21 protein-coding genes and 1 tRNA gene are annotated in these 25547 nt (G+C 63.4%); 9 read left to right on the plus strand and 13 right to left on the minus strand.

Going from position 1 to position 25547, the window contains the following annotated elements; genetic code table 11:
- Positions 1-8 precede the first annotated feature (8 nt).
- Positions 9-1271 carry a cytochrome P450 gene (locus tag AM586_RS11200; RefSeq protein ID WP_047821842.1) on the plus strand — a complete coding sequence of 421 codons (1263 nt, stop codon included), beginning with the start codon at positions 9-11 and terminating at the stop codon, positions 1269-1271.
- On the opposite strand, the gene AM586_RS11205 is transcribed toward AM586_RS11200, so the two are convergent.
- On the minus strand, positions 1272-1724 hold the full coding sequence (locus AM586_RS11205) for a glycine zipper 2TM domain-containing protein (protein WP_052233204.1): 453 nt from the start codon (positions 1722-1724) through the stop codon (positions 1272-1274).
- 295 nt (positions 1725-2019) lie between these two features.
- Here AM586_RS11205 and nth point away from each other — a divergent pair, with 295 nt between their 5' ends.
- Both nth and AM586_RS11215 read left to right on the plus strand, forming a co-directional pair.
- Positions 2020-2685 carry an endonuclease III gene (nth, locus tag AM586_RS11210; protein ID WP_047822088.1) on the plus strand — a complete coding sequence of 222 codons (666 nt, stop codon included), beginning with the start codon at positions 2020-2022 and terminating at the stop codon, positions 2683-2685.
- Positions 2686-2822: 137 nt separating this feature from the next.
- The gene (locus tag AM586_RS11215; RefSeq protein WP_047821840.1) at positions 2823-3392 is read left to right on the plus strand and encodes a hypothetical protein; all 570 of its coding nucleotides are present in this window, start codon (positions 2823-2825) and stop codon (positions 3390-3392) included.
- Positions 3393-3502: 110 nt separating this feature from the next.
- Here AM586_RS11215 and AM586_RS28095 read toward each other — a convergent pair whose 3' ends face one another.
- The 9 genes from AM586_RS28095 to ybiB all read right to left on the minus strand — a co-directional run bounded on the left by AM586_RS28095 (position 3503) and on the right by ybiB (position 14497).
- Entirely contained in the window at positions 3503-3934 is a 432-nt protein-coding gene (locus tag AM586_RS28095) for a nuclear transport factor 2 family protein (protein WP_047821838.1), read from the minus strand.
- Positions 3935-4223: 289 nt separating this feature from the next.
- A complete protein-coding gene (locus AM586_RS11225) occupies positions 4224-6089 on the minus strand; it encodes a reverse transcriptase domain-containing protein (RefSeq protein ID WP_060567105.1) in 1866 nt (621 codons plus the stop codon).
- An 86-nt stretch (positions 6090-6175) separates the two neighbouring features.
- Positions 6176-6252 (minus strand) — tRNA-Ile (locus AM586_RS11230).
- A gap of 696 nt (positions 6253-6948) precedes the next feature.
- The gene (gene rpoD, locus AM586_RS11235; RefSeq protein ID WP_047821833.1) at positions 6949-9153 is read right to left on the minus strand and encodes an RNA polymerase sigma factor RpoD; all 2205 of its coding nucleotides are present in this window, start codon (positions 9151-9153) and stop codon (positions 6949-6951) included.
- A gap of 273 nt (positions 9154-9426) precedes the next feature.
- A complete protein-coding gene (gene dnaG, locus AM586_RS11240; protein WP_047821831.1) occupies positions 9427-11229 on the minus strand; it encodes a DNA primase in 1803 nt (600 codons plus the stop codon).
- A 101-nt stretch (positions 11230-11330) separates the two neighbouring features.
- The gene (locus tag AM586_RS11245) at positions 11331-11780 is read right to left on the minus strand and encodes a GatB/YqeY domain-containing protein (protein ID WP_047821829.1); all 450 of its coding nucleotides are present in this window, start codon (positions 11778-11780) and stop codon (positions 11331-11333) included.
- A gap of 138 nt (positions 11781-11918) precedes the next feature.
- Positions 11919-12131, minus strand: a complete 213-nt coding sequence (rpsU, locus tag AM586_RS11250; protein WP_005665410.1) for a 30S ribosomal protein S21 — start codon at positions 12129-12131, stop codon at positions 11919-11921.
- Between the two features lie 116 nt (positions 12132-12247).
- Positions 12248-13459 carry an NAD(P)/FAD-dependent oxidoreductase gene (locus tag AM586_RS11255; RefSeq protein ID WP_047822086.1) on the minus strand — a complete coding sequence of 404 codons (1212 nt, stop codon included), beginning with the start codon at positions 13457-13459 and terminating at the stop codon, positions 12248-12250.
- A 48-nt stretch (positions 13460-13507) separates the two neighbouring features.
- On the minus strand, positions 13508-14497 hold the full coding sequence (gene ybiB / locus AM586_RS11260) for a DNA-binding protein YbiB (RefSeq protein ID WP_047821826.1): 990 nt from the start codon (positions 14495-14497) through the stop codon (positions 13508-13510).
- A gap of 105 nt (positions 14498-14602) precedes the next feature.
- On the opposite strand from ybiB, the gene AM586_RS11265 reads away from it, so the two are divergent.
- The 3 genes from AM586_RS11265 to AM586_RS11275 all read left to right on the plus strand — a co-directional run bounded on the left by AM586_RS11265 (position 14603) and on the right by AM586_RS11275 (position 17761).
- Positions 14603-15664 carry a 3-deoxy-7-phosphoheptulonate synthase gene (locus AM586_RS11265; protein ID WP_082439760.1) on the plus strand — a complete coding sequence of 354 codons (1062 nt, stop codon included), beginning with the start codon at positions 14603-14605 and terminating at the stop codon, positions 15662-15664.
- 116 nt (positions 15665-15780) lie between these two features.
- Positions 15781-16818: a tRNA (adenosine(37)-N6)-threonylcarbamoyltransferase complex transferase subunit TsaD gene (tsaD, locus tag AM586_RS11270; protein ID WP_047821824.1), complete on the plus strand. Its 1038-nt coding sequence runs from the start codon at positions 15781-15783 to the stop codon at positions 16816-16818.
- A gap of 97 nt (positions 16819-16915) precedes the next feature.
- Complete coding sequence (locus AM586_RS11275; protein WP_047821822.1) at positions 16916-17761, plus strand: endonuclease/exonuclease/phosphatase family protein; 846 nt, start codon at positions 16916-16918, stop codon at positions 17759-17761.
- Here AM586_RS11275 and AM586_RS11280 read toward each other — a convergent pair.
- From AM586_RS11280 to ybaK, 3 genes are all read right to left on the minus strand, one after another.
- Complete coding sequence (locus tag AM586_RS11280; RefSeq protein ID WP_373887912.1) at positions 17758-18408, minus strand: DsbA family oxidoreductase; 651 nt, start codon at positions 18406-18408, stop codon at positions 17758-17760. The two genes, AM586_RS11275 and AM586_RS11280, sit on opposite strands and share 4 nt — an antisense overlap.
- A 220-nt stretch (positions 18409-18628) precedes the next feature.
- On the minus strand, positions 18629-19276 hold the full coding sequence (gene plsY / locus AM586_RS11285; RefSeq protein ID WP_373887911.1) for a glycerol-3-phosphate 1-O-acyltransferase PlsY: 648 nt from the start codon (positions 19274-19276) through the stop codon (positions 18629-18631).
- 96 nt (positions 19277-19372) lie between these two features.
- Entirely contained in the window at positions 19373-19864 is a 492-nt protein-coding gene (gene ybaK / locus AM586_RS11290) for a Cys-tRNA(Pro) deacylase (protein WP_047821818.1), read from the minus strand.
- 38 nt (positions 19865-19902) lie between these two features.
- On the opposite strand from ybaK, the gene AM586_RS11295 reads away from it, so the two are divergent.
- The 3 genes from AM586_RS11295 (at position 19903) to AM586_RS11305 (ending at position 25429) form a co-directional block, all read left to right on the plus strand.
- On the plus strand, positions 19903-20916 hold the full coding sequence (locus AM586_RS11295; protein ID WP_047821816.1) for an endonuclease/exonuclease/phosphatase family protein: 1014 nt from the start codon (positions 19903-19905) through the stop codon (positions 20914-20916).
- A gap of 193 nt (positions 20917-21109) precedes the next feature.
- A complete protein-coding gene (locus AM586_RS11300; protein WP_047821814.1) occupies positions 21110-22294 on the plus strand; it encodes an efflux RND transporter periplasmic adaptor subunit in 1185 nt (394 codons plus the stop codon).
- An 18-nt stretch (positions 22295-22312) separates the two neighbouring features.
- Entirely contained in the window at positions 22313-25429 is a 3117-nt protein-coding gene (locus AM586_RS11305) for an efflux RND transporter permease subunit (RefSeq protein WP_047821812.1), read from the plus strand.
- Positions 25430-25547: the final 118 nt, after the last annotated feature.

Genomic DNA, 25547 nt, shown 5'->3' on the forward strand with positions numbered 1-25547 from the left:
GAGAACCCGTGGCGCTTCCCAACCGCCCCGTTCCCGCCGACAGCGGCTTCGACCACACGCTGGGGCTGCTGTCCGAAGGCTACCGCTTCCTGACGGGCCGCTTCGAGCGCTTCGGTTCCGACATCTTCACTACCCGCCTCATGCTGCGCAAGGCGCTGTGCGTGCGCGGCGAGGACGCGGCGCGCATGTTCTACCAGCCGGGCCGGTTCACGCGCCGCCACGCGCTGCCGCCGACCACCCTGGCGCTGCTGCAGGACTTCGGCAGCGTGATGGCGCTGGACGGCGAGGCGCACCGCAAGCGCAAGGCGATGTTCATGTCGCTGCTCGGACCGCTGGAGCGCCAGCGCCTGGTGGGGCTGGCGGCGGCGCAGTGGCGCGCGCAGTTCGCGCGCTGGGCCGGCATGCCGTCGGTGGTGGTGCACCAGGAAGCGGAGCTGGTCCTGTGCCGCGCGGTGTGCCAGTGGGCCGGGATCCCGATCAGCGTGGAGGAAGCGCGCGAGCGCACGGCGGAGTTTTCGGCGATGATCGACGGCGCCGCCTCGGCGGGCCCGCGCACCTGGAAGGCGCTGATGCTGCGCCACCGCACCGAACGCTGGGCGCGCGCACTGGTCGACGCCGTGCGCGCCGGCCAGGCCCAGCCGCCTTTCGACAGCGCGCTGAACGCGATCGCGCGCCATCGCGACGCCGACGGCCGGCCGATCGACCGCAAGCACGCGGCGGTGGAACTGATCAACTTCCTGCGCCCGACCGTGGCGGTGGCGCGCTTCATCGCCTGCGCGGTGCTGGCGATGCACGAGCATCCGGCCTGCCGCGAACGGATCGCCGCCGGCGACGACGCCTACCTGACAATGTTCGCGCAGGAAGTGCGGCGCTATTACCCCTTCCTGCCGGCGATCGGCGGACGGGCGCTGCACGATTTCGACTGGCACGGCATGCAGATCGCGAAAGGCACCTGGGTCCTGCTCGACCTGTACGGCACCGACATGCATCCGGCGATATGGGGAGACCCCGAGGTGTTCCGCCCGGAGCGTTTCGAACGCCGCGAGAGCAGCGGCTTCGACCTGGTCCCGCAGGGCGGCGGCGACCCCTATTCGGGACATCGCTGTCCCGGCGAATCGGCGACGATCGACCTGTTGAAATCGGCGGCGAAGCTGTTCGCCACCGGGATCGCCTACGAAGTGCCGCCCCAGGACCTGTCGATCAGCCTGCGCCGCATTCCGACGCTGCCGGCCAGCGGCATGGTGATCGAGAAGGTCAGGGTGCTCGCTTGATCAATCGCGGATCAGGTGGCCCTGCTGCACGCGCACGCGCTCGCCGTTGCCATAGCGCGGACGGCCCTGCTCGGTGAAGGTGCGGTAGCCGCCTTTCGCCATCTTCACGCGCACGTCGGTGTAGGTCACGGATTTCATGTTGCGCTCGACGCGGTTGCCGGCATAGGCGCCGCCGACGGCGCCGGCAATGGTGGCCAGCGTGCGGCCGTTGCCGCTGCCGACCTGGTTGCCCAGCAGGCCGCCGACCACGGCGCCGCCACCGGCGCCCAGGCCGCTGCCGCGCTCGGCCGCGCGTTCATAGGTATGGGTCGAGACCACGGTGCCGCAATTCTGGCATTGCGCATAGTTGCGGTGATGGTCCGGCGCGGCCTGGGCGGCCAGCGGCGCGGCGCCGGCGGCGGCAAAAGCAGCGATCAGGGCAAGGCGGGCGCCGAGTGCGGATACGTTTTTCATGATGTTCCCCTTGGGTGTTGTTGTGTTAAGCATGGACACAGGGTAACTGTGGCGGGCTGTTCCGAAAAGAGCGAATCGGTATCAAATGCAAGTGGTTGTAACTGAGCCATTGCCTCTACACACTAACGGCCGGGGGATGAGGGTTTGGCACGGCTACGGCTCTGATCGATGAACACGCGAATGCCAAATGGTATAGCAGGGTCGTCAACGGTGCCGCCTGTGCGGCACAGAACGGAACATCGGCGCAAGCCGCTCTATCCTCGGGTCTCCTTTCCAATCGATGAAGGACCTGTCCATGGAAAAGCACCCATTCGACGTCGGCGTGGCCTTCGAGCGCATCGAGGAAGCCGTGAAGCCCTGGCCCAAGGCGGCGCTGTTCCAGTTGGCCGAGGAAGGCTATGCCTCCGTCTTCGAGCAACTGCTGGCCTGCATCATCTCGATCCGCACCTATGACGAGGTGACGCTGCCGGTCTCGCGCCGGCTGTTCGCGCGGGCGCGCACGCCGGCGGAGATCGCGCAATGTTCATGGGAAGAGCTGGATGCGTTGATCAGCCCGAGCACTTTTCATGAGCGCAAGGCGAACCAGATCCTGGCCATTGCGCGCGACGTCGAACAAACATTCGGCGGCGCCCTGCCCGGCGAGCGCGAGGTGCTGCTGTCGTTTGCCGGGGTCGGCCCCAAATGCGCGAACCTGGTGCTGGGCGTCGCCTGCGGCACGCCGGTCATCAGCGTCGACATCCACGTGCACCGGGTGACGGGACGCTGGGGCTATGTTGCCGCGCCGACGCCCGAAAAGACCCTGCTGGCGCTCGAGAAAAAGCTGCCGGAACAGTACTGGATCGACATCAATCGCCTGCTGGTGCCCTTCGGGAAGCACATCTGCACCGGCACCCGGCCGCGCTGCTCGACGTGTCCGGTGCTGGACATGTGCCAGCAGGTGGGCGTGACGGAACATCGGTGAACTCGGCAAGTTCCCCTGCCCTCTTACGGGCTTGAGTGGCCTCACGTCAGCCCCCGATGCCGATTCGGATGGCTTATCTCCTGCATAGACTTGAATGACCGATCGCAGGTCTGGCTCATTCATATCAAGAGGAAACGATGAACAGGACATTGAAGGTCATCACCGTGTTGGGGCTTGCGGCCGCTGCGGCCACGGCAGCCTCGGTCTCGGCGCACGACGACGGCAGGGACGATCGCTACGGCGAGCAACTGGTCCGGCTGGGCTACAAGCTGGTACCGCCCGGCGTGAAGCTGAACCTGGAAGGCAAGAACCGGGCCCTGGTCGGCCTGGGCAGCTATATCGTGAACACCAGCGGCTGCATCGACTGCCACAGCCATCCCTCGTATGCGCCGGGCGGCGACCCGTTCCTGGGGCAGCACGAAGTGATCAATGCGCCGGAATACCTGTCCGGAGGACGCCAGTTCGGGCCGACGATCACCGCGCCCAACATCACGCCGGATTACGCCGGCAAACCCGCCGGCCTGACGCGCCAGCAATTCATCCAGACCCTGCGCACCGGGCACAATCCCAAGGATCCGCCGGGCGAGATCCTGCAGGTCATGCCCTGGCCCACCTTCGGCAAGAAGAGCGATGTCGACCTGGCGGCGATGTACGAGTACCTGCGCGCGATTCCTTCGCTACCGGACAATACCCATCCGGGACCGTAGCGCGAATTTCATGCGGCGGCGGCCACGCCCGGGGGCGCAGCCGCATGCGGTCAGGATGATCGGAATTTCAGTATCGCTTCCGGGATGGGGAATGCAAGCAGACAGGGCGGTCAACCCGCTCCGGACCCGGCCGGTATCTGGCTGCCCTGATGGGCCTGCACCACTTTCAGGGTGTCCATCGATTGGCGGAAGGCGGCAATACGCCCGTCCCTGAGGGTGAAGACATGGACCCAGTCGCTGTCGAAGGCTGCGCCGTTGGACTTGACGGTCCACGCATGATGGCCCAGCACGACCACACGGTCGCCGTCGCCGAAGAATTCCTGGGGTTCGAAGGAGCGCAATTGCTGTACCTGGGCCACCATGCCGAAGAATTCGGCAACCTCCCCGCGCCCGCGTCGCCTGCCGGAAAACACCAGCCCGGGCATCTCGGGAATATCCCAGTCGATATCGTCCGCCATGTACGACAGCAGCAGGTCCTTGTCGCCCTCGAGGTAGGCATCGTAGAAGCGCTTCACGAATTCGATATTCTGCTGCGTGCCCATCACCGCTCCTTTCTGGAGAATGGCCGTCGGATCGGCCCGGCCCGGTTCAAGTTCCGGTATTCGCGATGATGGCACAGACCGGGCTTGAACGCCGTCTGTCGTGATTGGTAGGCCTCCCCGGAGTCGAACCGGGCACCAACGGAGTAGGATGGGTAGCCAACCCCTTTCATAGCGCGGCGAAGCTGCGCTATGCAGGAAGTCAACCACCTTCCTCCGAACGCAACGTGCAAGTTTCCAAGCATTACGCTCTCCATCAAGGCACGCTTTTACGCGAACTACGTCTTCCTCACTATCTCGCCGCTGCGATGGGGTCGTGCAAATCCGACAACTTAAGGCCGTCATATATACCCTTGTGAATTTTCACATGACAGGGCGTACATGCTGGAATCTGCTTTCTGTTCAGGATAGCCATGAGTCGATTGAACCCGGTCACCTTTTCCCCCATCTTCTTGACATGGCGTATGTGATGCATCGCCACTTTCTCGTCAGAACCACAAATCACGCAGTTCATCCAGAGTTTGCTTCGGGTACGCAGTGTTATGCTCTTCTGGAGAGCATAATCTGGGCTGGGAACCTCGCCGATCTTGAATCTGGTCGGGTCTCGTTTCCAGTCCACTACCGTCGGGAATGAAATGAAAGCCGTCTTAGCCTTCCGCTTCTTCTCGATCGCCAGCGCGTCACCAAATTTCTGGAAGATTCGTCTAACCGAAGTCCTATGCTTTCCAGCTAAGGTCTTCGCCGCTGAGTATTTCAGGATGTATTGAATCCTGCGTAGATCTGGATAGTTGTCTACGAAGCTATAGAAATTTATTAGCCCTCTCAGCACCGCTCCAGCCATCGAGACGATTTGATCGTCATCGAGGAACATCCATGCAGCCTTTCCGAGCGGGCGCCCGTCAAGGTCGCAGAAGCCTCTGGAATTTAGTCTGGTCACCAGCTTGTCGCACGGTGCAAACATTTGGGGTAACCATCCGGTAACCCGCTTCTGGTAATTGCGGCCGTTCTTATCAACGATACGAACCACCTTCTGCGAATTAGCACCCACCTTAATTCTAGTACCCAAGAAGAAAGCCTCTTCATCTTTGGCATGTCGAATGTGGGTCTTCTCCATGTTCAGAGTAAGTCCGAGTTTGTCCGCCATGAATGCTTTGACCTCATCACGGATTTGCACGGCCAGATGTTTTGGACCATTGATTCCCACACACCAGTCGTCCGCGTATCTTACATACTTCATCCTAATAAACGATCCGTCGTCCCGCATGGGACTGGATTGCTTCTGGGCCGTAAGAAGGGCTTTCAACTCTTTGAGTAGTTCCTTACGTTCGTCGGCGTCTTGTCCGGGCTCGCCTAGTTTCGAGCGTACCCTTTCAATCTGCTTCTGACGGTAGTTGTACTCGGTCGAGGTTCTTTTCTTATCCCCTTTCTCATGTGTCCCAATTAGTCCTGCCACGAACTCATCGAGTTCGTGAAGGAAGATGTTACACAGGATAGGAGATACGATTGAGCCTTGGGGTGTACCGACGACACTGTCTACGGGTGTTTTGAACTCGTAGTAGCCTGCCGTTAGTGCTTTCCTAATCAGGTTTATGAATCTTTCATCCTTGATCCTACGACGCAGGATGTTGATTAGGATGTCGTGGTCAATACAATCGAAGGCAGCCTTAACATCGCCTTCAATGATCCACGTTACTCCGCTCCAGTTGTTGCGGATAGACTTTAACGCTGTGTGGCAGCCTCGCTTGGCTCTGAAGCCATGACTGTCGTCGCTGAAACTGCTCCCATAGGGGCTGTCGTACACAGCTTCGAGGATCATTCTCATGACCTCTTGTACGATCTTGTCCCGAGGAGGAGCGATACCTAGCGGACGGGTTTTACCATTTGCCTTGGGAATGTGAACACGTCGAGCACGGGAGAACTGGAAAGACTCGTCCTTGATGTTCGATATGATCCTCTCAATGGTCCTCAGTGAGAATTCATCGAGTGTAGTCCCGTCGGGACCTGGCGTCATGTTTCCGGGGACGCTTTTGAGCTTCTGATACGCCACGACATACAAGTCGGTTTTGTACATTAGCCTATATAGGTCTCCGTTGACCCAACCGGGTTTGGCGTTGAGTTTACGTAGTGTTTCTAGTCGTTCCAGGTCTTTATTACTCATCCGAGTAAACCTTTCGCTTCTATCGACTTCCTTGCGTCTTCGCTTTCCCTTGCCCCAGAGTTACCTAGGCTGTATTGGGTGTACTTTGGTAGGCCGTGCAGGACTTGAACCTGCGACCCCGGAATTATGAGTTCCTTGCTCTGACCAGCTGAGCTAACGGCCCAACATTTCTACCACAACGGGTACTATCGAATAGTCCGTTGCCGAATCGTTCCACTACGTTGCCGTAACTTCATCGATTCTACCTGAGTTGCATATCTCAACTCAAGCTTCTAGGGATTACTCCCCGTAGGCAATCCCGTAGTTAACACATTCTCGCGGTCCAGTTTTAGGTGTCCCATACATCCTTCTCATCCCTACTTGGGTGCCGGCTGACGAAGAAGCTTGAGAGGTATTCATAATCGCTACCGCTCATTCGTCAAGATGGACGTAAATATGCGTGTCCACCAGTTGCTCGTGATGCTCCGGTCGGATTAGGTTTCAGACAATCAGCCTTCACCATGACTGGCCTAACTGACAGACCTGTTAAGCTTGCATATTAGCTTTCGTCTGCCTTTTGACGGCATGCTGCAGTCCCCTCAAAGTTTCCTTTTCAGGTATCCTAGGGTTTACCTCCCTAGTAAGCCGCTGTTTTACCCACATTGCTTCAGTGGGGTGAAACTATTTTCACAACGAGAATGCGCCCTATCTACGGCGCACTTATGAGTCCGCTGCTCTAACCAGGCATGAGCTAGAGGCCCGAAACTGGTGCATCCTGGGATGTTAAAACTCGCCACTTGCGGGCCGGCGCCGAAGCGGCGAAAACCCGAAGTGGCGAGAGCATATTGCTTTTAGTGCAGGTCCGTCAAGACCAACAAGCTTAGCTGCTCCCCTCGAGGAAACTCTTCAGCTTGTCAGAGCGCGACGGATGGCGCAGCTTGCGCAGGGCCTTGGCTTCGATCTGGCGGATGCGCTCGCGGGTGACGTCGAACTGCTTGCCGACTTCTTCCAGCGTGTGGTCGGTCGACATCTCGATGCCGAAGCGCATGCGCAGGACTTTCGCCTCGCGCGGGGTCAGCGAATCCAGCACGTCCTTCACCACGCCGCGCATCGAGGCATGCAGGGCCGCGTCGGACGGGGCCAGCGTGTTGTTGTCCTCGATGAAGTCGCCGAGATGCGAATCGTCGTCGTCGCCGATCGGGGTTTCCATCGAAATCGGCTCTTTCGCGATCTTCATGATCTTCCGGATTTTGTCTTCCGGCATTTCCATCTTGATCGCGAGGGTCGCCGGATCGGGCTCGGCGCCGGTCTCCTGCAGGATCTGGCGCGAGATCCGGTTCATCTTGTTGATCGTTTCGATCATGTGCACCGGAATACGGATCGTGCGCGCCTGGTCCGCGATCGAACGGGTGATGGCCTGGCGGATCCACCACGTCGCATAGGTCGAGAATTTATAGCCGCGACGGTATTCGAACTTGTCCACCGCCTTCATCAGGCCGATATTGCCTTCCTGGATCAGGTCGAGGAATTGCAGGCCGCGATTGGTGTACTTCTTCGCGATCGAGATCACCAGACGCAGGTTGGCCTCGGTCATTTCGCGCTTGGCCTTGCGCGCCTTCATTTCACCGGCCGCCATCTGGCGGTTGATGTTGCGCAGGTCCGGCAGCGGCAGCACGACGCGCGCTTGCAGGTCGATCAGGCGTTGCTGCAGTTCCTTGATCGTCGGGATGTTGCGGCCGAGGATGGCGCTGTAGGCGTGGCCGGCGTTTACTTCGCCGTCGACCCACTCGAGATTCGTCTCGTTGCCCGGGAAGACCTTGATGAAGTGGGCGCGCGGCATGCCGCAGCGGTTCACGGCCACGTCCAGGATCTGCTTTTCGATGTGGCGCACTTCGTCGACCTGGCCGCGCAGGGTGTCGCACAGCTTCTCGACGACCTTGGCGGTGAAGCGGATGCCCAGCAGTTCGGCGGAGATCGCTTCCTGGGCCTTGACGTAACCGTCCGAGTTATAGCCCTGCTTCTCGTAGGCCTTGCGCATCTTGTCGAACTGCTGTTCGATCGTGTGGAACTTGTCGAGGGCGGAATTCTTCAGCTGCTCGAGCTGCTCGGCGGAATAGCCGGCCGCGCCGGAACTTGCGCTGGCTTCTTCTTCCTCTTCCTCTTCTTCCTCTTCCTCCCCTTCGTCCTCCTCGTCGTCATCGGTGGACGTCGGCGCGACCGCGGTCGGCGAGGTGTCCTCGGATTCGTTCGGATCGACCATGCCGTCGACGATCTCGTCGATCTTGATCTCGTCGCTCTCGATGCGGCGCGAGGCGTCGATGATCTCGGCGATCGTCACCGGACAGGCGGAGATCGCCTGGATCATGTCGCGCAGGCCGTCCTCGATGCGCTTGGCGATCTCGATCTCGCCTTCGCGGGTCAGCAGCTCGACCGACCCCATTTCGCGCATGTACATGCGGACCGGGTCGGTGGTGCGGCCAAAGTCGGAGTCGACGGTCGACAGGGCGGCTTCCGCGGCGGCTTCGGCTTCGTCGTCGCTGGTGACGTTCGGGACGTTGTCGGACAGCAGCAGGGTCTCGGCATCGGGCGCATGCTCGTAGACGGCAATGCCCATGTCGTTGAAGGTGCCGATGATGCCTTCGATCGCTTCCGGATCGACGATATTGTCCGGCAGGTGGTCGTTGATCTCGGAATAGGTCAGGAAGCCACGCTCCTTGCCCGACTTGATCAGGGCCTTGAGCTTGTTGCGGCGAACTTCGATCTCTTCTTCGCTCGCTTCAGTATCCGACGAGAAGGCGTCTTTCAGCAGCGCTTTTTCCTTGGCCTTGCGGTCCTTGGCCTTGGCCTTGTCCGCAGCCTTCAGTTCGGCGCGCTCGACCGCATTCAATGCGGCGACTTCGTCGTTTTCGGGCGTGAATTCCTTGGGCTTGCGACCGCGCCGGCCGGGTACCTTGACGGCCGGCAGCACGTAGCCCGACGTGTCGATCGCGGCAAGTGCTTCCGCGTCGGTCGTCTGGCTCACAGGCGCAACACCCGCGACGCGGGCTTCCGCCTTGTCTTGAGAATTGTCCGCCTTGGCGGACATCCTGGTGGATTTGGTAGCCACTTTGGTTTCGGGTTTCTTGGTTGGCACAGGCGCTTTCGAAGTCACGACGACTACTTTACTAGGTTAAAGATAAAGTTTTGTTACCCGTATTTCTTACCCGCATCTATTACGACACTTTTGCCGCGCTAACTGAAACTCCAGGCCCGCTCTGAGACGAAAAAGCGTTTCAAAGCTTGCAATAGTTAGCGTTTTATTATAGCACGCACCCCCATATTTTCCAGTCAAGAACACCCGTGTCGCCACGGGCACACTTCAGGCAAATTTCGCTGGGGTTTCGTTGGCGGCTTCCCGCATCAAGAGGTCCTGCTGTGCTGTGATTTCGCGATAGCGGGCACTTACCTGATCTGGGGTCAGCCCAGAAGAAAACAACTGGTTCAACTCCTGTTTTAAGACATCCATCTTGATTTGCCGCACAGCACTAGTGAGCCAGACGCGATCCTGTTCAATATCCGATTCGGGTTCCGACGCGATCTCCGCGATCAGGTGGTCATACTCGGTGCTGGACTCCTTCAATTGCTGGGACAACGCGGCGAAGCTGGCGTTCGCGCCCAGGGCCTGGGCTTGTGCGATCAGCCAGCGCAACCGGTCCGCCGGCTCGGCGCCGAAGTGGTCGAAAGCGCGCAGCGCGCCCTCGTCCAGGCCCAGGGCCAGCGAGGGATGGCCCACCAGCATGCGCATGATCTGCAGCTCCAGCCCGACCGGCTCCGGCCGGCCCTGGCGCGGCGGCGCCTTGCGCGCAACCGACACTGGCTTGGACAATTCGAACAAGGCCTCGATCTCCGCCGGCGTCGACTGGGTCATGCTGGCCAGACCGCGCACGATCTGCAGGCGCAGCGCGGTCGGGGCCATCGCCTGCAGCAGCGGCTTGGCCTCGAACTGGGCATGCGCCCTGCCCTCCGGCGTGTCGAGCTCGTGCTCCTGCGTCACTTCGCGCAGCAGGAAGGAGGACAGCGGCATCGCCTCGTCGATCTCGCGGGCGAAGGCGTCGCCGCCGAATTCGCGCACATAGCTGTCCGGGTCATGTTCCTGCGGCAAGAACAGGAACTTGATGGTCTTGTCGTCCGACACCTGCGGCAGGCAGGCTTCGAGCGCGCGGCGGGCGGCGCGGCGGCCGGCCTTGTCGCCGTCGAAGCTGAAGATCACATTGTCGGTCTGGCGCAGCAGCTTTTGCACGTGGGTGCTGGTGCAGGCCGTGCCGAGCGTCGCCACCGCCTGCGGGAAGCCGAGCTGGGCGAGGGCGACCACATCCATATAGCCTTCCGTCACCAGCACATAGCCGGCGTCGCGGATCGGCTGGCGCGCCTCGAACAGGCCGTACAGTTCCTGTCCCTTATTGAACAGCGGGGTTTCCGGCGAGTTCAGGTATTTCGGTTCGCCGCCATCCATCACGCGGCCGCCGAAGCCGATCACCTGGCCCTTGGTGTTCCGGATCGGGAACATCACGCGCTCGCGGAAGCGGTCGTAGCGTTTCTTGTTGCCGCCATCCTCGTCGACCTTGTCGATGACGAGGCCGGACTCGACCAGCGCAAGCGCGTCGTAGTCCTTGAAGACCGAGCGCAGGTTGTCCCAGCCAGGAGGTGCGTAACCCATGCCGAAGCGCGCCGCCACCTCGCCCGTCAGGCCGCGGCCCTTCAGGTAGGCGATCGCATTCGGCGCCTGGCGCAGCTGGGCGCGGTAGAAGTCGCAGGCTTGCTGCAGCGCCTCGGTCAGCGCCATCGACTGGGCCTGCTGGGCGGCGCGCTGGGCCGGCGGGATCTTGTCGTCGTCGTTCGGCACGACCATGCCGACGCCCTGGGCCAGGTCCTTGACCGCGTCGACGAAGCCCATGCCCGAGTATTCGATCAGGAAGCCGATGGCGGTGCCGTGCGCGCCGCAGCCGAAGCAGTGATAGAACTGCTTGGTCGGGCTCACCGTGAAGCTGGGCGACTTTTCATTGTGAAAAGGGCACAGGCCCATGTAGTTGGCGCCGCCCTTCTTCAGCTGGACGTAGCGGCCAACCACATCGACGATATCAATGCGGTTGAGCAGATCGGTAATGAATGATTGCGGAATCACGTTGATAATTACAGTGTTTGTCTAAACTCAGACTATACCGCAGCGCCGGCTAGCAATTGATTTGTAGCAAGGCAACAGGGCATTGCCTTCCTAAATCTGGCTCAAGCGCCCGCCAGCGCTTTCTTCACTTGTGCCGACACGGCCGTCATGTCGGCGCGGCCAGCCAGCTTGGGTTTCAGGATGCCCATGACCTTGCCCATGTCCTGCGGACCGGCGGCGCCGGAAGCGGCGACCGCAGCCTGCACTTCGGCCACGATTTCCTCGTCCGACAGGCCGGCCGGCATGTAGGTCGACAGCACAGCCAGTTCCTTCTTTTCGATATCGGCCAGGTCCTGGCGGCCGCCGGCTTCGAACTGGGTGATCGAATCCTTGCGCTGCTTGATCATCTTCTCGACCACGGCGGTGACCTGGGCATCATCCAGCTCGATGCGCTCGTCCACTTCCTTGCGCTTGATCTCGGCAAGAACGAGGCGGATCGTGGCCAGGCGCTCGCTTTCTTTGGCGCGCATGGCGTTTTTCATGTCATCGGTCAGTTGTGCTTTCAAGCTCATGGATTCTCCGCGATAGGTTTTTGAAAAGGGAAAAAGGCAAAACCCGCTGCGGTATCGACCGGAGCGGGCTTCGACATATTCAGGCCTCGAAAGCCGGGACTGGCACAGGCCGTCACCGGATCAGGCAGCTGAACGGAATTAGTACAGCTTCTTCGGCAGCTGCTGGCTGCGGATACGCTTGTAGTGACGCTTCACGGCGGCGGCCAGCTTGCGCTTGCGCTCTGCAGTCGGCTTCTCGTAGAACTCGCGTGCGCGCAGTTCGGTCAGCAGACCGGTTTTTTCGATAGTGCGCTTGAAGCGACGCATAGCGACTTCGAACGGCTCGTTTTCTTTAAGGCGGATAGTGGTCATGTAAAAATGAAACCGTTGGATTTAGGGAAGAACGAAATTCTAACAGCTTTTCAAGAGCTGTGGTAGGTTTTCTCATCCTGGTCCGGCCATGTGCCGGAATTGCCACAACGAGAAAATCATTCGATGGCGGAGCCTGCCGCAACACCCGAAGCCCAGGCCCACTGGAAGTTATAACCGCCCAGCCAGCCCGTCACGTCGACCGTCTCGCCGATGAAATACAGGCCCGGTACTTTATTCGCCATCATGGTCTGCTGCGACAGCTCGCGCGTGTCCACGCCGCCCATGGTCACCTCGGCCTTTTTATAGCCTTCCGAGCCGGTCGGCACGATGGCCCAGCGGTTGATGGCGTCGCCCAGCTTGCGCAGCCTGGCGTCGGCCATGTCCGGCAGGCGCGCGTCCGGCGCGAAACCGTTCGCGGCCAACAAGCCTTCGGCCAGGCGGGCCGGCAGCCATTGCGACAGGATATTGCCGAGCTGCTTTTTCACGCTGGCCTTGGAAGCGATCAGCTCCTCGGCCACGTCCAGTTCCGGCAGCAGGTTCAGCACGATGGGCGCGCCCGGCTGCCAGTAGCTGGAGATCTGCAGGATCGCCGGACCGGACAGGCCGCGGTGGGTGAACAGCAGGTCTTCACGGAAGTAGCCATACCTGGCCCCCTTCCCTTTCTTCGCCCCCGTCTCGACGTCGACCTCGAGCGCAATCCCCGCCAGCGGCACGAAGGGCTGCCAGCCGGGGCCGTCGAAGGTCAGCGGCACCAGGCCCGGGCGCGGCTCGATCAGGTTCAGGTCGAAGCGCTTGGCGATGCGGTAGCCGAGGTCGGTGGCGCCGATCTTCGGGATCGACAGGCCCCCGGTGGCCACGACCACATTGGCGGCCTCGATGGCGCCGCCGTCGGTGCCGACCACAAAACCGCCGTCCAGCTTTTCCACGCCAGTCACCTTGCACGGCATGCGCCACTCCACGCCCCCGGCATCGCATTCCGCCTTCAGCATGCGAATGATCTGTTCCGAGGAATCGTCGCAGAACAGCTGGCCGCGGTGCTTCTCGTGGTACGCGATGCGGTGTTTCTTCACCAGCGCCAGGAAATCCTGGGCCGTGTAGCGCGACAGCGCGCTGCGGCAGAAGTGCGGGTTCTCCGAGATGAAGTTCTGCCAGCCGGCATTAATGTTGGTGAAGTTGCAGCGGCCGCCGCCGGAGATGCGGATCTTTTCGGCCAGCTTCGCCGCATGGTCGACCAGCACCACGCGCTTGCCGCGCTGGGCCGCTACCGCCGCGCACATCATGCCGGCCGCGCCCGCGCCGATCACCGCTACATCGTATCGTCTTGCCATGCCCATCGTCCCGCCGCGCTTTTGACGCGCACAAAAGACGAGATTGTATCAGTCGCGGATAGCCGGATTCATGCGCAGCCCACGCGCCACCCGCACGCAATGCGCCACCTGGGCCGCGATCGGCGGCGGCACCGGCTGTTCGCCGCGCAGGGCGCGCAGGATCCAGTCGGCGGTGGCGGGCGCGTCGCGCCCTTCCGGGGCCGGGGCCAGCTCGTCGGTCGGGGCGTCGCGCTCGGCCAGCAGGGTCTGTTCGCCGGCGTGGAACCAGTCGATCTGCTGGGCGCGGTTGGCATTCGCCACGGTCTCGCCTTCGGTGCCGCGCATCAGGAAAGCCTCGCCGCGCCCGGCCGGCGCCGCTTTCCTGAAGTACTCGGTGAGCATTGCCAGGTACTCGGGGTGGGTATAGGACACCAGGCGCAGCGCCGGTCCCTCGAAAGGCTGCAGGATCTTGACCAGGGTGTGGGTCGAATTCCGCACCCCGAGGATACGGCGCAGCGACAACTGCCCGGCCAGCTTCGGCGCCAGCGTCTCGATCGGCATGAAGCAGGGCTTGCGATCCGCAAAGGCGTCGAGCATGTCGGCGGTGGAGCCGGTGGGGCCAATGCCCATCTCGGCCAGGATCTCGGCCGTGGTGACGCGCCCCGGATCCTGCTGCACGCCGTGGATCAGCACCGGCACGCCTTCGCGCGCCAGCAGCAGGGCCAGCAGCGGCGTCAGGTTGGCCAGCTTGCGCGAGCCGTTGTAGCTGGGGATGAGCACCGGCGCGTAGTCGCCCGGCGGCGATGGCAGCGGCGCGAACGCGCTTTCCGCGGCATCCATGAAGCCGGCGATCTCGTCCACCGACTCTCCCTTGATGCGCATGGCCAGCAGGATTGCGCCCATCTCGAGGTCGGACACGCGTCCGTCCAGCATGGCTGCGTACAGCGCTCGCGCATCGTCGCGCGTCATGCTGCGTGCGCCCTTCACGCCGCGGCCGATCTCCTTGATGAAGCGGGCCGCCTGGAAGGGTTCGTGATCATGGTCGTGGGGCGTTTGCATGACGACAGCATACCGTCATTTTTTATACATTGCAGTGCAACATCGGCGTTTTCGGGCTAGACTGGTCCTCCCCTTCGGAAAATACGCTGAAAAAAACGTCTAGCCATGCTGATCACGCCCGATATCGAAAACACCAACGTCTCTGCGTTCGCGACCATGCCGTCCCCTAGCGAACTGCATCAGAAACTGCCGCTGACCGACAAGGCCTTCACCACCGTGATGAAAGGCCGCGAAACGCTGCGCAACATCCTCGACCGCAAGGACAAGCGCCTGTTCGTGGTCGTCGGCCCCTGCTCGATCCACGACCCGGTTGCCGGCCTGGATTACGCGCGCCGCCTGAAGGCGCTGCAGGCCGAAGTCGCCGACACCATGGTGCTGGTGATGCGCGTGTACTTCGAGAAGCCGCGCACCACCACCGGCTGGAAGGGCTATATCAATGATCCGTTCATGGACGACTCCTTCCGTGTCGACGTCGGCATGGAGCGCGCGCGCCAGTTCCTGCTCGACGTCTGCGAACTCGGCCTGCCGACCGCTACCGAGGCGCTGGATCCGATCTCGCCGCAATACCTGGGCGATTTGATCGCCTGGACCGCAATCGGCGCCAGGACCACCGAATCGCAGACCCACCGCGAGATGTCGTCCGGCCTGTCGACCCCGGTCGGCTTCAAGAACGGCACCGACGGTGACATCGAGATCGCGATCAACGCCGTGCTGTCCTCGTCCAGCCCGCACTCTTTCCTGGGCATCAACAGCCAGGGGACGGTCTCGATCGTGCGTACCAGCGGCAACGCCTACGGCCACGTGGTGCTGCGCGGCGGCGGCGGCCGTCCGAACTACGATTCGGTGTCGGTCGCGATCGCCGAGCAGGCGCTGAAGAAGGCCAAGCTGCCGGCCAACCTGGTGGTCGACTGCTCGCACGCCAACAGCTACAAGAAGCCGGAACTGCAGCCGCTGGTCATGTCGGACGTGATCCAGCAGATCAGGCACGGCAACAAGTCGCTGGTGGGCGTGATGATCGAATCGAACATCGTCAGCGGCAACCAGCCGATTCCGGCAGACCTGTCGCAGCTGAAGTACGGCTGCTCGGTCACCGACGGCTGCATCGGCTGGGAAGATACGGAAGCGATGCTGCGCAGCGCCCACAAGGAACTGCTGCAGCGGCCGTAGGGTGGGCACCCCGTGCCCACGCGTGACGTTCGCATCACGTTGGCTCCGCGCGTGGGCTCGAAGGGCCCACGCTACGTTACAATGGCGGATTCCGCTTTTCCTGTTCCGCTATTCCCATGATTGTCCTCGGCGTCGAATCCTCCTGCGATGAAACCGGTTTCGCTCTGTACGATACGGAGCGCGGCCTGCTGTCCCATGCCCTGCACTCGCAGGTCGCGATGCACGAGGAGTACGGCGGCGTGGTGCCGGAACTGGCCTCGCGCGACCACATCCGACGCGCCCTGCCGCTGCTCGAGCAGGTGCTGGCCAAGGCCGCGCTGCCGAAGGAGCGCATCGACGCCATCGCCTATACCCAGGGCCCGGGCCTGGCCGGCGCGCTGCTGGTCGGTTCTTCGGTGGCCTGCAGCCTGGCGCTGGCGCTCGACAAGCCGGTGCTCGGCGTGCACCACCTGGAGGGTCACCTGCTGTCGCCGCTGCTCGCCAGCGAGCGCCCGGAATTCCCCTTCGTCGCCCTGCTGGTCTCGGGCGGCCATACCCAGCTGATGCGGGTCGACGGCGTAGGCCGCTACACCTTGCTGGGCGAGACCCTGGACGATGCCGCCGGCGAAGCCTTCGACAAGTCGGCCAAGCTGCTGGGCCTGGGCTATCCGGGCGGGCCGGCCATTTCCCGCCTGGCCGAGTTCGGCGATCCGGACGCGTATAAACTGCCGCGCCCGATGCTGCACTCGAAGGACTTCAACTTCAGCTTCTCGGGCCTGAAGACGGCCGTGCTGACGGTGGTGAAGAACCATGAGGCCGGGATCGCCAACATCTGCGAACAGGACAAGGCCAACATCGCGCGCGGCTTCGTCGATGCGATCGTCGACGTGCTGACCGCCAAGTGCGTGTCCGCGCTCAAGCACACCGGCCTGAAGCGCCTGGTGATCGCCGGCGGCGTCGGCGCGAACCGCCAGCTGCGCGCCTCCCTGAACGCGGCGGCCGCGAAGAAGAAGTTCAAGGTCTACTATCCGGAACTCGAATTCTGCACCGACAACGGCGCCATGATCGCCTTTGCCGGCGCCCTGCGCCTGGAGGCCAATCCGCAGGCCGCGACCCACGATTACGCGTTCAACGTGCGGCCGCGCTGGCCCCTGGACGAGATCGAACCGGCCTGACATCCTGAACTTGCAAGCCTGATATCGATCCTACGGTGTGACCGCTTTCTCCTGAAGGATGGCAAACTCTGTAAGCTGAGTTTTACGGAGGTATCGCATGCGCGTAGTCAGTTGGAATATTCACTGGGGCTGTGGGAAGGACGGGCGCATCCGGATCCACGCCATCATCGATGTGTTGCGAAAGCTGAATCCGGACGTGATCTGCCTGCAGGAAGTGGCGGCCAATCACCCCGAACTCGAAGGCAGCGCCACCGCCTCCCAGTTCAAGCAGCTCGGCGGCGCACTCGGCGGCTACCACATGATCGAACAGGCGCCGAGCGAAATCTACCGTAACAACCTGCCTCGCCAGTTCGGCAATATCCTGCTGTCAAAGTACCGCATCACCCAGGCCCAGCGCCACATGCTGCCATGGCCGGCCGCGCCGGAATATCCGGCCGGCATGCCGCGCGGGATGATCGAAACCGTGCTCGACGCGCCCGGCGGCAAGCTGCGCCTGCTGACCACCCACCTCGAGTACCATTCGCCGCCGCAGCGCCGCGCGCAGCTCATGCGCATTCGCGAACTGCATGCCGAAGCCTGCGCCCGCGCCGCCATCTACCAGCCGGAACCCGAGCTCGAGCCGCCCTTCCAGCTGGGCTTCCGGCCCGGCACCGCGATCTACTGCGGCGACTTCAATTTCACGCCCGACTCCGACGACTACCGCGCGCTGCTGGCGCCGCCCGAGGATGGCGCCTTGGCCCTGGTAGACGCCTGGACGGTTCGCCACGGCGGCATGGCGCGCGCGCCGACCGCCGGGCTGCATGGCTATCCCTGGCCCGACCGCGCCGCGTGTTACGACTACTTTTTCGTGACCGAGGATTTGGCGCCGCGCGTGGCGGAAGTCAAGGTGCAGTCCGAGACTGCCGCCTCGGACCACCAGCCGGTCGTGCTGGATCTGGCTTAGACCGTCTCTTCCTGCCCGGCGAGCTGGCGCAGGGCCTGCTCGAACACCTCGGGTGGCTGGCCGCCCGAGATCAGGTGGCGTTCGTTGATGACGATCGCCGGCACCGAGCGGATGCCGGCGCGCTGCCAGTAGTATTCGCGCTGGCGCACCTCGTCGGCGTAGGTGTTCGAGTCGAGCACGGCGCGCGCCTGCTCCTGGTCGAGCCCGGCCTCGCCGGCGACCCGCACCAGCAGTTCGTGCGAGCTCGGATCTTCGCCCCTGGTGAAATAGGCTTCGAACAGCTTTTCCTTCAGTGCGCGCTGCTGGTCCTGGCCCAGGCCTTCGGCCCAGTGCAGCAGACGGTGCGCGTCGAAGGTGTTGTAGATGCGTCCACGCTTGCTCATGTCGAAGGTGAAGCCGACGTCTTCGCCGCGCTGGCGGATCATCTCGCGCGACTGCTCCTGCTGGGCCGGCGTCGATCCGTATTTTTCGGTGATGTGTTCGAAGATGTCCTGCCCCTCGGGGCTCATGCCCGGGTTCAGTTCGAACGGCTGGAAATGGATGTCCGCCTGCACTTCGCCGGCGACGCGCTCGAGCGCCTGGTCCAGCGATTTCAGGCCGATCGCGCACCAGGGGCACGATACATCCGACACGAAATCAATTCTCATTTTCTTGCTCACGACTCACCACCTTCCTGGAATTGGCGCCGCAACCACGCGGCGTTTGGCATATGGTGACACATCGAGAGAAAGCAGGCAGCGCGGGTACGGAAACCCCGCCCTCTGACCAAAGACAAACCGGGGTCAGACTCCGATTTTTGGAAATGACTAACGAGACATTGCCAAAATTTGGAGTCTGACCCCGGTTTAAGCCAGGTCAGATGGCGGCTTACTTTTTCTTGACCGCCTGCTTGGTGCCGGCGGCCTTGCTGCCGATGCGCGACTCCTTGCCGGCCAGCAGGTTGGCGATGTTCTTGCCGTGGCGGATCAGCAGCAGCGCGCTCATGATGATCACGGCGAACAGGATCTCGTTGGCGCCGAACAGCAGGCCGTAGTAGAACGGCGCGAAGATCGCCGCCACCAGGGCCGCCAGCGAGGAATAGCGGAAGGCATAGGCCACCACCAGCCAGGTCACGAGCGTCGCCAGGCCCAGCCAGACGTTCAGGCCCAGCAGCACGCCGAGCGCGGTGGCCACGCCCTTGCCGCCGACGAAGCGGAAGAATACCGGCCACAGGTGGCCGGCGAACACGGCGATCGCCACCAGGGCGATACCGCCGTCCTCGAGCCCGAAACGGTCGCCGAAGTGCACCGCCAGCCAGACCGGCAGCCAGCCCTTGATGCAGTCGCCCAGCAGGGTGGCGATGGCCGCCTTCTTGCTGCCGCTGCGCAGCACATTGGTCGCGCCCGGGTTTTTCGATCCGTAAGTGCGCGGGTCGGACAGGCCGAAGGCGCGGCTCATCACGACCGCGAAGGAAATCGAGCCGATCAGGTAGGCTGCGATGGTGAAAACAATGGTGTAAATGCTCGAACTGTCCATGCGGTCTCTTTCTATTCATCCCGTGCCGGTCAGGCCGGCGCGTGGAATATACACCATCGGCTGAGCCCGACGCTAATTCAGGGCCTAATTCAGCGCCTAATCGGCCAGCGCGCACTGCACCGGCCGGGCCTTCAGCACGTCGACCAGCACGGCCGGGTCGATGCCGACCAGGAAGCCGCGCCGGCCGCCGTTGATGTAGATCTTCGGCAGGGCCAGGATGCTTTCCTCGACGTACACCGGCATCGCCTTGCGCACCCCGAACGGCGAGGTGCCGCCGACCAGGTAGCCGGAATGGCGCTGCGCCACCTCCGGCTTGCACGGCTCGACCGACTTGCATGGAATGGCGCGCGCCAGATTCTTGGTCGAGACCTTGCAGTCGCCGTGCATCAGGACGATCAGCGGGCGCGCCGCCTCGTCCTGCATCACCAGGGTCTTCACGACCGCATGTTCGGACACGCCCAGTGCGCGCGACGACACCGCCGTGCCGCCATGCTCTTCATACTCGTAGGGATGCTCGGAAAAGACCACGCCGTGCTTGCGCAGGAACTGCGTTGCCGGGGTCTCTGAAATGTGCTCTTTCTTGGCCATGCGTGTTACGCTAAAAGCAAACGGAGGAGTTGCTTATTATGCAGCAAGAAATTCGCTTTGCCACCTTCAACGTCTGCAACCTGGCGCCGCCGGGCGCCAAGCTCTACGAGAACCTGGAACCCAGCACCCCGGAAGAGTACGAAGCGAAGATTGCCTGGACAGCGCACCAGATCGACATGCTCGGCGCCGACGTGATCGGTTTCCAGGAGGTGTTTTCGCAGGCCGCGCTGGCGGAAGCGCTGTCGCGCACCCGCCGCTACCGCGAAGCGATCCACGTCGGCTTCGACCCCGATCCGGGCGCCGACAAGCTGACCCCCAGCGTCTCCCTGGTTTCGCGCCTGCCGCTGGCGGACGCACCCGAATCCTTCCCCTACTTCCCGCCCGGGATCGCGATGCCGCCCGGGAACCGGGACCCGGAACGCTTTACCCGCGCGCCCCTGCACGCGGCGATCGAGGTGCGCCCCGGCCTGACGGTCGACGTCGTGGTCGTGCACCTGAAGTCGCGCCGTCCCGACTACCGCGCCAACGACAGCGGCGACGACCCGCAGCTGTTCGCGCTGGCCTCGCTGCGCTCGCTGATCCGGCGCGGCACCGAGGCCGCCGCCCTGCGCGTGATCCTCTCGAAGATGGGCCGCGAGAACCGCCGCCCGCGGGTGGTGCTGGGCGACTTCAACGACGTCGCCGACGCCGTCACCACCGGCATCGTGCTGGGCATCGGCGGCCCCAGCGGCGAGCGCCTGTACGACGCCTGCCAGCTGCAGCGCCGCCAGGACCGCCTGCGCCACGTCGGTTTTTCCAATCTGCACGAAGGCCAGTACACGACCATCGACCACATCCTGGTGTCCGAGGAGTTCAATGCCGAGCTGCCGGGCGCGCTGGGCGAGATCGCCGACGTGGTCTACCTGAACGACCACCTCGACCTCGGCCTGCCGGAAGCCTCCGACCACGGCCAGGTGCTGGCGCGCCTGCGCCTGTTCGATGCGCCGGGGGAGACCGAATTCTCGGCCACCAAGCCGGGCGGCCCCTATGTTCCGCCCTACGGCGACGCCTGAGGCCGAGCGTTGACGGTATGCATGCCGGTGTCCGGCGTGCTGTCCGCACCGTCCGCGCGTCCTGACGTCCGTCCCGGCTTTTCGACGTTTCAGCGTCCCGATTGCACGGCTCGTCGCATTCCGATAGCTGTTCGTCATCCCCTTCTCTATTCTGCTGCAATCCCCTTGAATAAGAAGAGAGAAGAGCGCCGCCATGAAAATCGAATCCCTGCCGCCCGCCTCCGCCGCCCCCTCGAACCCCGTCAAGGCACGGCGCCGCCACTGGCGCGTCCCCGCCATCGGCGTGGCTGTCCTCGCGCTCGCGGGCGCGGGCGGCTACGCGTACACGCAGGCGGGCAGCGCCAAGCCCGCCCCTGCCGCGGCGGCAAAGAAAGAGCCGGTGCACGAACTGTCGGCGCGCGACGTCGCCCTGGTCGAAGCGCGGCCGCTGGCGCTCACGCTGCCGCTGTCCGGCTCGCTCACCCCGCTGGCCCAGGCCACGGTGCGCTCCAAGGTGTCGGGCGTGGTCAAGCAGACCACAGTACAGGAAGGCATGCAGGTCGCGGCCGGCCAGGTGATCGCCCGCCTGGATGACAGCGAAGCGCGGGCCCGCGTGGCCCAGCAGCAGGCCGCCGTGAACGAGGCCAGCGCGCGCCTGGCGCTGGCGAAGAAGAACCAGGCCAACAGCGCCGCCCTGCTCAAGCAGAACTACATTGCCCAGAACGCCTACGACACCAGCTCGAACGCGGTCGACCTGGCCCAGGCCGCGCTCGACTCGGCACGCGCCCAGCTCGACCTGGCGCGCATCGCCCTGAACGACACCACCATCCGCGCCCCGCTTTCCGGCGTGGTCAGCAAGCGCCATGCCCAGGCCGGCGAAAAACTGTCGCCGGACAGCCCGGTGTTCTCGATCGTCGACCTCAAGCAGCTCACGCTGGACGCCCAGGTCCCGGCGTCCGACATCCCGCGCATCAAGGTCGGCCAGGAAGTCCAATTCAAGGTCGACGGCTTCGGCGAACGCAAATTCGCCGGCAAGGTCCTGCGCATCAACCCGGCCGCCGAAGCCGGCTCGCGCGCGATGCTGGTGTATATCGGCGTCGACAATCCGGACGGCGCGCTGCGCGCCGGCATGTTCGCCAAGGGTATGGTGACGACCGAAAAGACCAGCACCCATCCGCTGTTGCCGCTGCTGGGCGTGCGCCAGGACCACGGCCGCGACATCGTCTACCGCGTCGACAGCGGCAAGGTCGTGGCCCAGCCGGTGAAACTCGGCCTGCGCAACGAGGACGACGGCCTGGTCGAAGCGATCGACGGCATCGCTCCGGGCGCGCTGGTGCTGTCCGTCAAGCTGGACGGCGTCAAGCCCGGCGACAAGGTCAAGCTCCCAAACAATGGATAAGAACTAAGGGATAAGAACATGTGGATGACCCGTATCAGTATCAAGCACCCGGTGTTCGCGACCATGGTGATGGTCGGCCTGATGGTGCTTGGCCTGTTCTCCTACCGCAGCCTGGGCGTGGAGAGCATGCCGAACATCGAAATTCCCGGCGTCTGGATCGAGACCCAGTATCCGGGCGCGTCGCCGGAACAGGTCGAGAACGACGTCACCCGTCCGATCGAGGAAGCGGCGAATACCGTCGGCGGCATCAAGACCATCCGCAGTAACTCCTGGGAGGGCCGTTCCGGCGTCGGCGTCGAATTCCAGCTCAGCGTCGACATGGACCGCGCCGTGCAGGACCTGCGCGACCGCATCGGCACCGTGCGCGGCGGCTTCCCGCGCGAGGTCAAGGAGCCCGTGGTCTACCGCCAGGAAGGCGAGAACTCGCAGCCGGTGCTGCAGGTGGCGCTGCTGTCCAGGGAGCGCAGCCTGCGCGACCTGTCGATGCTGGCCGACCAGGTGATCGTCAAGCGCATCCAGGCCGTGGCCGGGGTCGGCCAGGTACGCATCAACGGCAAGCAGAACCGCCAGGTGCTGGTCGACATCCGCCCCGACCAGCTGCGCAGCCTGAACGTCGGCATCGACGAAGTCATGGCCGCGATCACCGCCACCAACGCCAACCTGCCGGCCGGCCGCATCAGCCATGGCGAGCGCGAAAACCTGGTGCGCATCGAAGGCAAGATGAAGGAAGCGGCCGATTTCCGCCGCATCATCGTGGCCAAACGCGCCAACGGTCCGGTCTACCTGCACCAGGTGGCCGAGATCAGCGACGGCGCCGCCGAAGAGCAATCGATCTCGCGCGTGGACGGCGAGCGCGCCCTCTCGCTGGAGATCTCCAAGGTGCAGGACGCGAATACCGTCGAGGTCGGCGCCAACGTCAAGAAGGCGATCGAGGCGATGAAGCAGACCCTGCCCAAGGACGTGCAGTTCCGCATCCTCGACGACGTGTCAAGCAGGGTCCAGCACCAGGTCGACAACGTCAAGGAGACCATCGTCGAAGGCGCCGTGCTCACCATGGTGATCGTGTTCCTGTTCCTGCATTCCTGGCGCAGCACCGTCATCACCGGCCTGACCCTGCCGATCTCGGTGCTGGCCAGCTTCATCGCGATGAAGTACTTCGGCTTTACGCTGAACTTCCTGACCCTGATGGCGCTGTCGCTGTCGATCGGCCTCCTGATCGACGACGCCATCGTGGTGCGCGAGAATATCGTACGCCACCTCGGCATGGGCAAGAGCCATGTGCGCGCCGCCGAAGACGGCACCAACGAAATCGGCCTGGCGGTGATGGCCACCACCTTCGCGATCGTCGCCGTGTTCGTGCCGATCGCCTTCATGAAGGGCATCATCGGCCGCTTCTTCCTGCAGTTCGGGATCACGGTGGCGGTGGCGGTGCTGGTCTCGCTGTTCGTCAGCTTCACGCTCGACCCGATGCTGTCCTCGGTGTGGCCGGATCCGGTCAAGGACCGCTTCAAGTACCTGCCCTGGCTGGGCCGCCTGATGGCCCGCATCGACCGCGGCATCGAGCATGTGCACGGCTGGTATGCGAAGATCCTGGGCTTTTCGCTGGCCTGGCGCAAGTCCACCCTGGCCTTCGCGTTCGCAGTGTTCGGCGGCAGCCTGCTACTGGTGCCGATGATCGGCGGCGAATTCGTGCCCCAGGTCGACAACGGCTTCATCCAGCTGAACTTCAAGGTGCCGGTCGGCTCCAGCCTCGACTACAACGACGCCAAGGTGCGCCAGATCGAGGCCGCGCTGCGCGAGTTCAAGGAAGTCGAGAACATGCAGACCGTGGTCGGCGCCTGGGACGGCCGCCACACTTCGCAGATCGGCCTCAAGCTGACCGACGTGCGCAAGACCCACCGCCGCTCGCAGCAGGAAATGGAACAGGCGATCCGCGACCGCCTGGCCAGCATTGCCGGCATCGACATGACCGTCGGTAACCGCCCCATCTTCATCGCCATCCTCGGCAGCAACGAGGCCGCGCTCGACCAGGTTGCCCATCGCCTGATCGACAAGATGAAGAAGATCAAGGGCGTGGCCGACATCCAGTACAGCCAGGAAGGGGCGAACCCGGCCACCATCGTCAAGATCAACCAGGAGCTGGCGACCGACCTGGGCCTGTCGGTGCAGCAGATCGGCGCCGCCCTGCGCCCCTTCGTGGGCGGCGACCAGACCAACCGCTGGCTGGCGCCGGATGGCCAGAACTACGAGGTCAACGTGCAGCTGCCGAAATCGGGCCGCCAGAAGGTGGCCGACCTGGCCGACCTGGCGGTGGCCTCGAGCAAGCTGGATGCCAGCGGCAACCCGATCATGGTGCCGCTGCGCCAGGTGGTCGAGTTCGTGCCGTCGACCAGCCCGCAGGTGCTCAAGCGCCAGGCGCTGGAACGCCGCGTGGCCATCATGGCGGGCCTGGACAACCGTCCGCTGGGCGACGTGATGAAAGAGGTCGACCAGGCCATGAAATCGATCGAGCTGCCGGAGGGCGTACGCTTCGACGTCGGCGGCCAGGCCGAACAGATGAACGAGACCATGGGCGGCTTCGCCATCGCGCTGGGGATCGCCGTCATCTTCATCTACCTGGTGCTGGCCTCGCAGTTCGGCAGCTTCCTGCAGCCGATCGCGATCATGACGGCGCTGCCGCTGTCCCTGATCGGCGTGCTGCTGGCGCTGCTGGTCACGAAGAGCACCCTGAACATCTTCTCGGTGATCGGCGTCGTGATGCTGATGGGCCTGGTGACCAAGAACGCCATCCTGCTGGTGGACTTCGCCAACCAGGGCCAGCGGGAAGGCAAGTCGCAATTCGCCGCGCTGATGGAAGCCGGCCAGGTGCGCCTGCGCCCGATCCTGATGACGACCCTGGCGATGATCTTCGGCATGCTGCCGATGGCGCTGGGCCTGGGCGAAGGCGCCGAGAACCAGGCCCCGATGGGCCGCGCGGTGATCGGCGGCGTGATCACCTCGACCCTGCTGACGCTGGTGGTGGTGCCGGTGGCATATACCTACCTGGACAGCTTCGGCAAACGGGCGAAGCGCTGGTTCCAGAAGGGGCATGAGGCCGAAGCCGAAGCGGATTCGGCAGAGGGACAGGCAGTCTGATCCGTCGTTCCCGCAGGCGGGATGGTGCCCCGGCACCATCCCCCAAGTGAAGCCGGCAAACCGCGAACGAACCTGGGTCCCCGCCTGCGCGGGGAGTCGTTTCCGGCAGTGCCGGGAA

Source organism: Massilia sp. WG5, assembly GCF_001412595.2.
Taxonomy (GTDB): domain Bacteria; phylum Pseudomonadota; class Gammaproteobacteria; order Burkholderiales; family Burkholderiaceae_D; genus Telluria.

Excerpts from the sequence above, each read along its gene's own strand:
- AM586_RS11205 (WP_052233204.1), bottom strand. The coding sequence starts at position 1,724 with ATGAAAAACGTATCCGCACTCGGCGCCCGCCTTGCCCTGATCGCTGCT.
- nth (WP_047822088.1), top strand. The coding sequence starts at position 2,020 with ATGGAAAAGCACCCATTCGACGTCGGCGTGGCCTTCGAGCGCATCGAG.
- AM586_RS11215 (WP_047821840.1), top strand. The coding sequence starts at position 2,823 with ATGAACAGGACATTGAAGGTCATCACCGTGTTGGGGCTTGCGGCCGCT.
- AM586_RS28095 (WP_047821838.1), bottom strand. The coding sequence starts at position 3,934 with ATGGGCACGCAGCAGAATATCGAATTCGTGAAGCGCTTCTACGATGCC.
- AM586_RS11225 (WP_060567105.1), bottom strand. The coding sequence starts at position 6,089 with ATGAGTAATAAAGACCTGGAACGACTAGAAACACTACGTAAACTCAAC.
- rpoD (WP_047821833.1), bottom strand. The coding sequence starts at position 9,153 with ATGTCCGCCAAGGCGGACAATTCTCAAGACAAGGCGGAAGCCCGCGTC.
- AM586_RS11245 (WP_047821829.1), bottom strand. The coding sequence starts at position 11,780 with ATGAGCTTGAAAGCACAACTGACCGATGACATGAAAAACGCCATGCGC.
- rpsU (WP_005665410.1), bottom strand. The coding sequence starts at position 12,131 with ATGACCACTATCCGCCTTAAAGAAAACGAGCCGTTCGAAGTCGCTATG.
- AM586_RS11255 (WP_047822086.1), bottom strand. The coding sequence starts at position 13,459 with ATGGCAAGACGATACGATGTAGCGGTGATCGGCGCGGGCGCGGCCGGC.
- ybiB (WP_047821826.1), bottom strand. The coding sequence starts at position 14,497 with ATGCAAACGCCCCACGACCATGATCACGAACCCTTCCAGGCGGCCCGC.
- AM586_RS11265 (WP_082439760.1), top strand. The coding sequence starts at position 14,603 with ATGCTGATCACGCCCGATATCGAAAACACCAACGTCTCTGCGTTCGCG.
- tsaD (WP_047821824.1), top strand. The coding sequence starts at position 15,781 with ATGATTGTCCTCGGCGTCGAATCCTCCTGCGATGAAACCGGTTTCGCT.
- AM586_RS11275 (WP_047821822.1), top strand. The coding sequence starts at position 16,916 with ATGCGCGTAGTCAGTTGGAATATTCACTGGGGCTGTGGGAAGGACGGG.
- AM586_RS11280 (WP_373887912.1), bottom strand. The coding sequence starts at position 18,408 with ATGAGAATTGATTTCGTGTCGGATGTATCGTGCCCCTGGTGCGCGATC.
- plsY (WP_373887911.1), bottom strand. The coding sequence starts at position 19,276 with ATGGACAGTTCGAGCATTTACACCATTGTTTTCACCATCGCAGCCTAC.
- ybaK (WP_047821818.1), bottom strand. The coding sequence starts at position 19,864 with ATGGCCAAGAAAGAGCACATTTCAGAGACCCCGGCAACGCAGTTCCTG.
- AM586_RS11295 (WP_047821816.1), top strand. The coding sequence starts at position 19,903 with ATGCAGCAAGAAATTCGCTTTGCCACCTTCAACGTCTGCAACCTGGCG.
- AM586_RS11300 (WP_047821814.1), top strand. The coding sequence starts at position 21,110 with ATGAAAATCGAATCCCTGCCGCCCGCCTCCGCCGCCCCCTCGAACCCC.
- AM586_RS11305 (WP_047821812.1), top strand. The coding sequence starts at position 22,313 with ATGTGGATGACCCGTATCAGTATCAAGCACCCGGTGTTCGCGACCATG.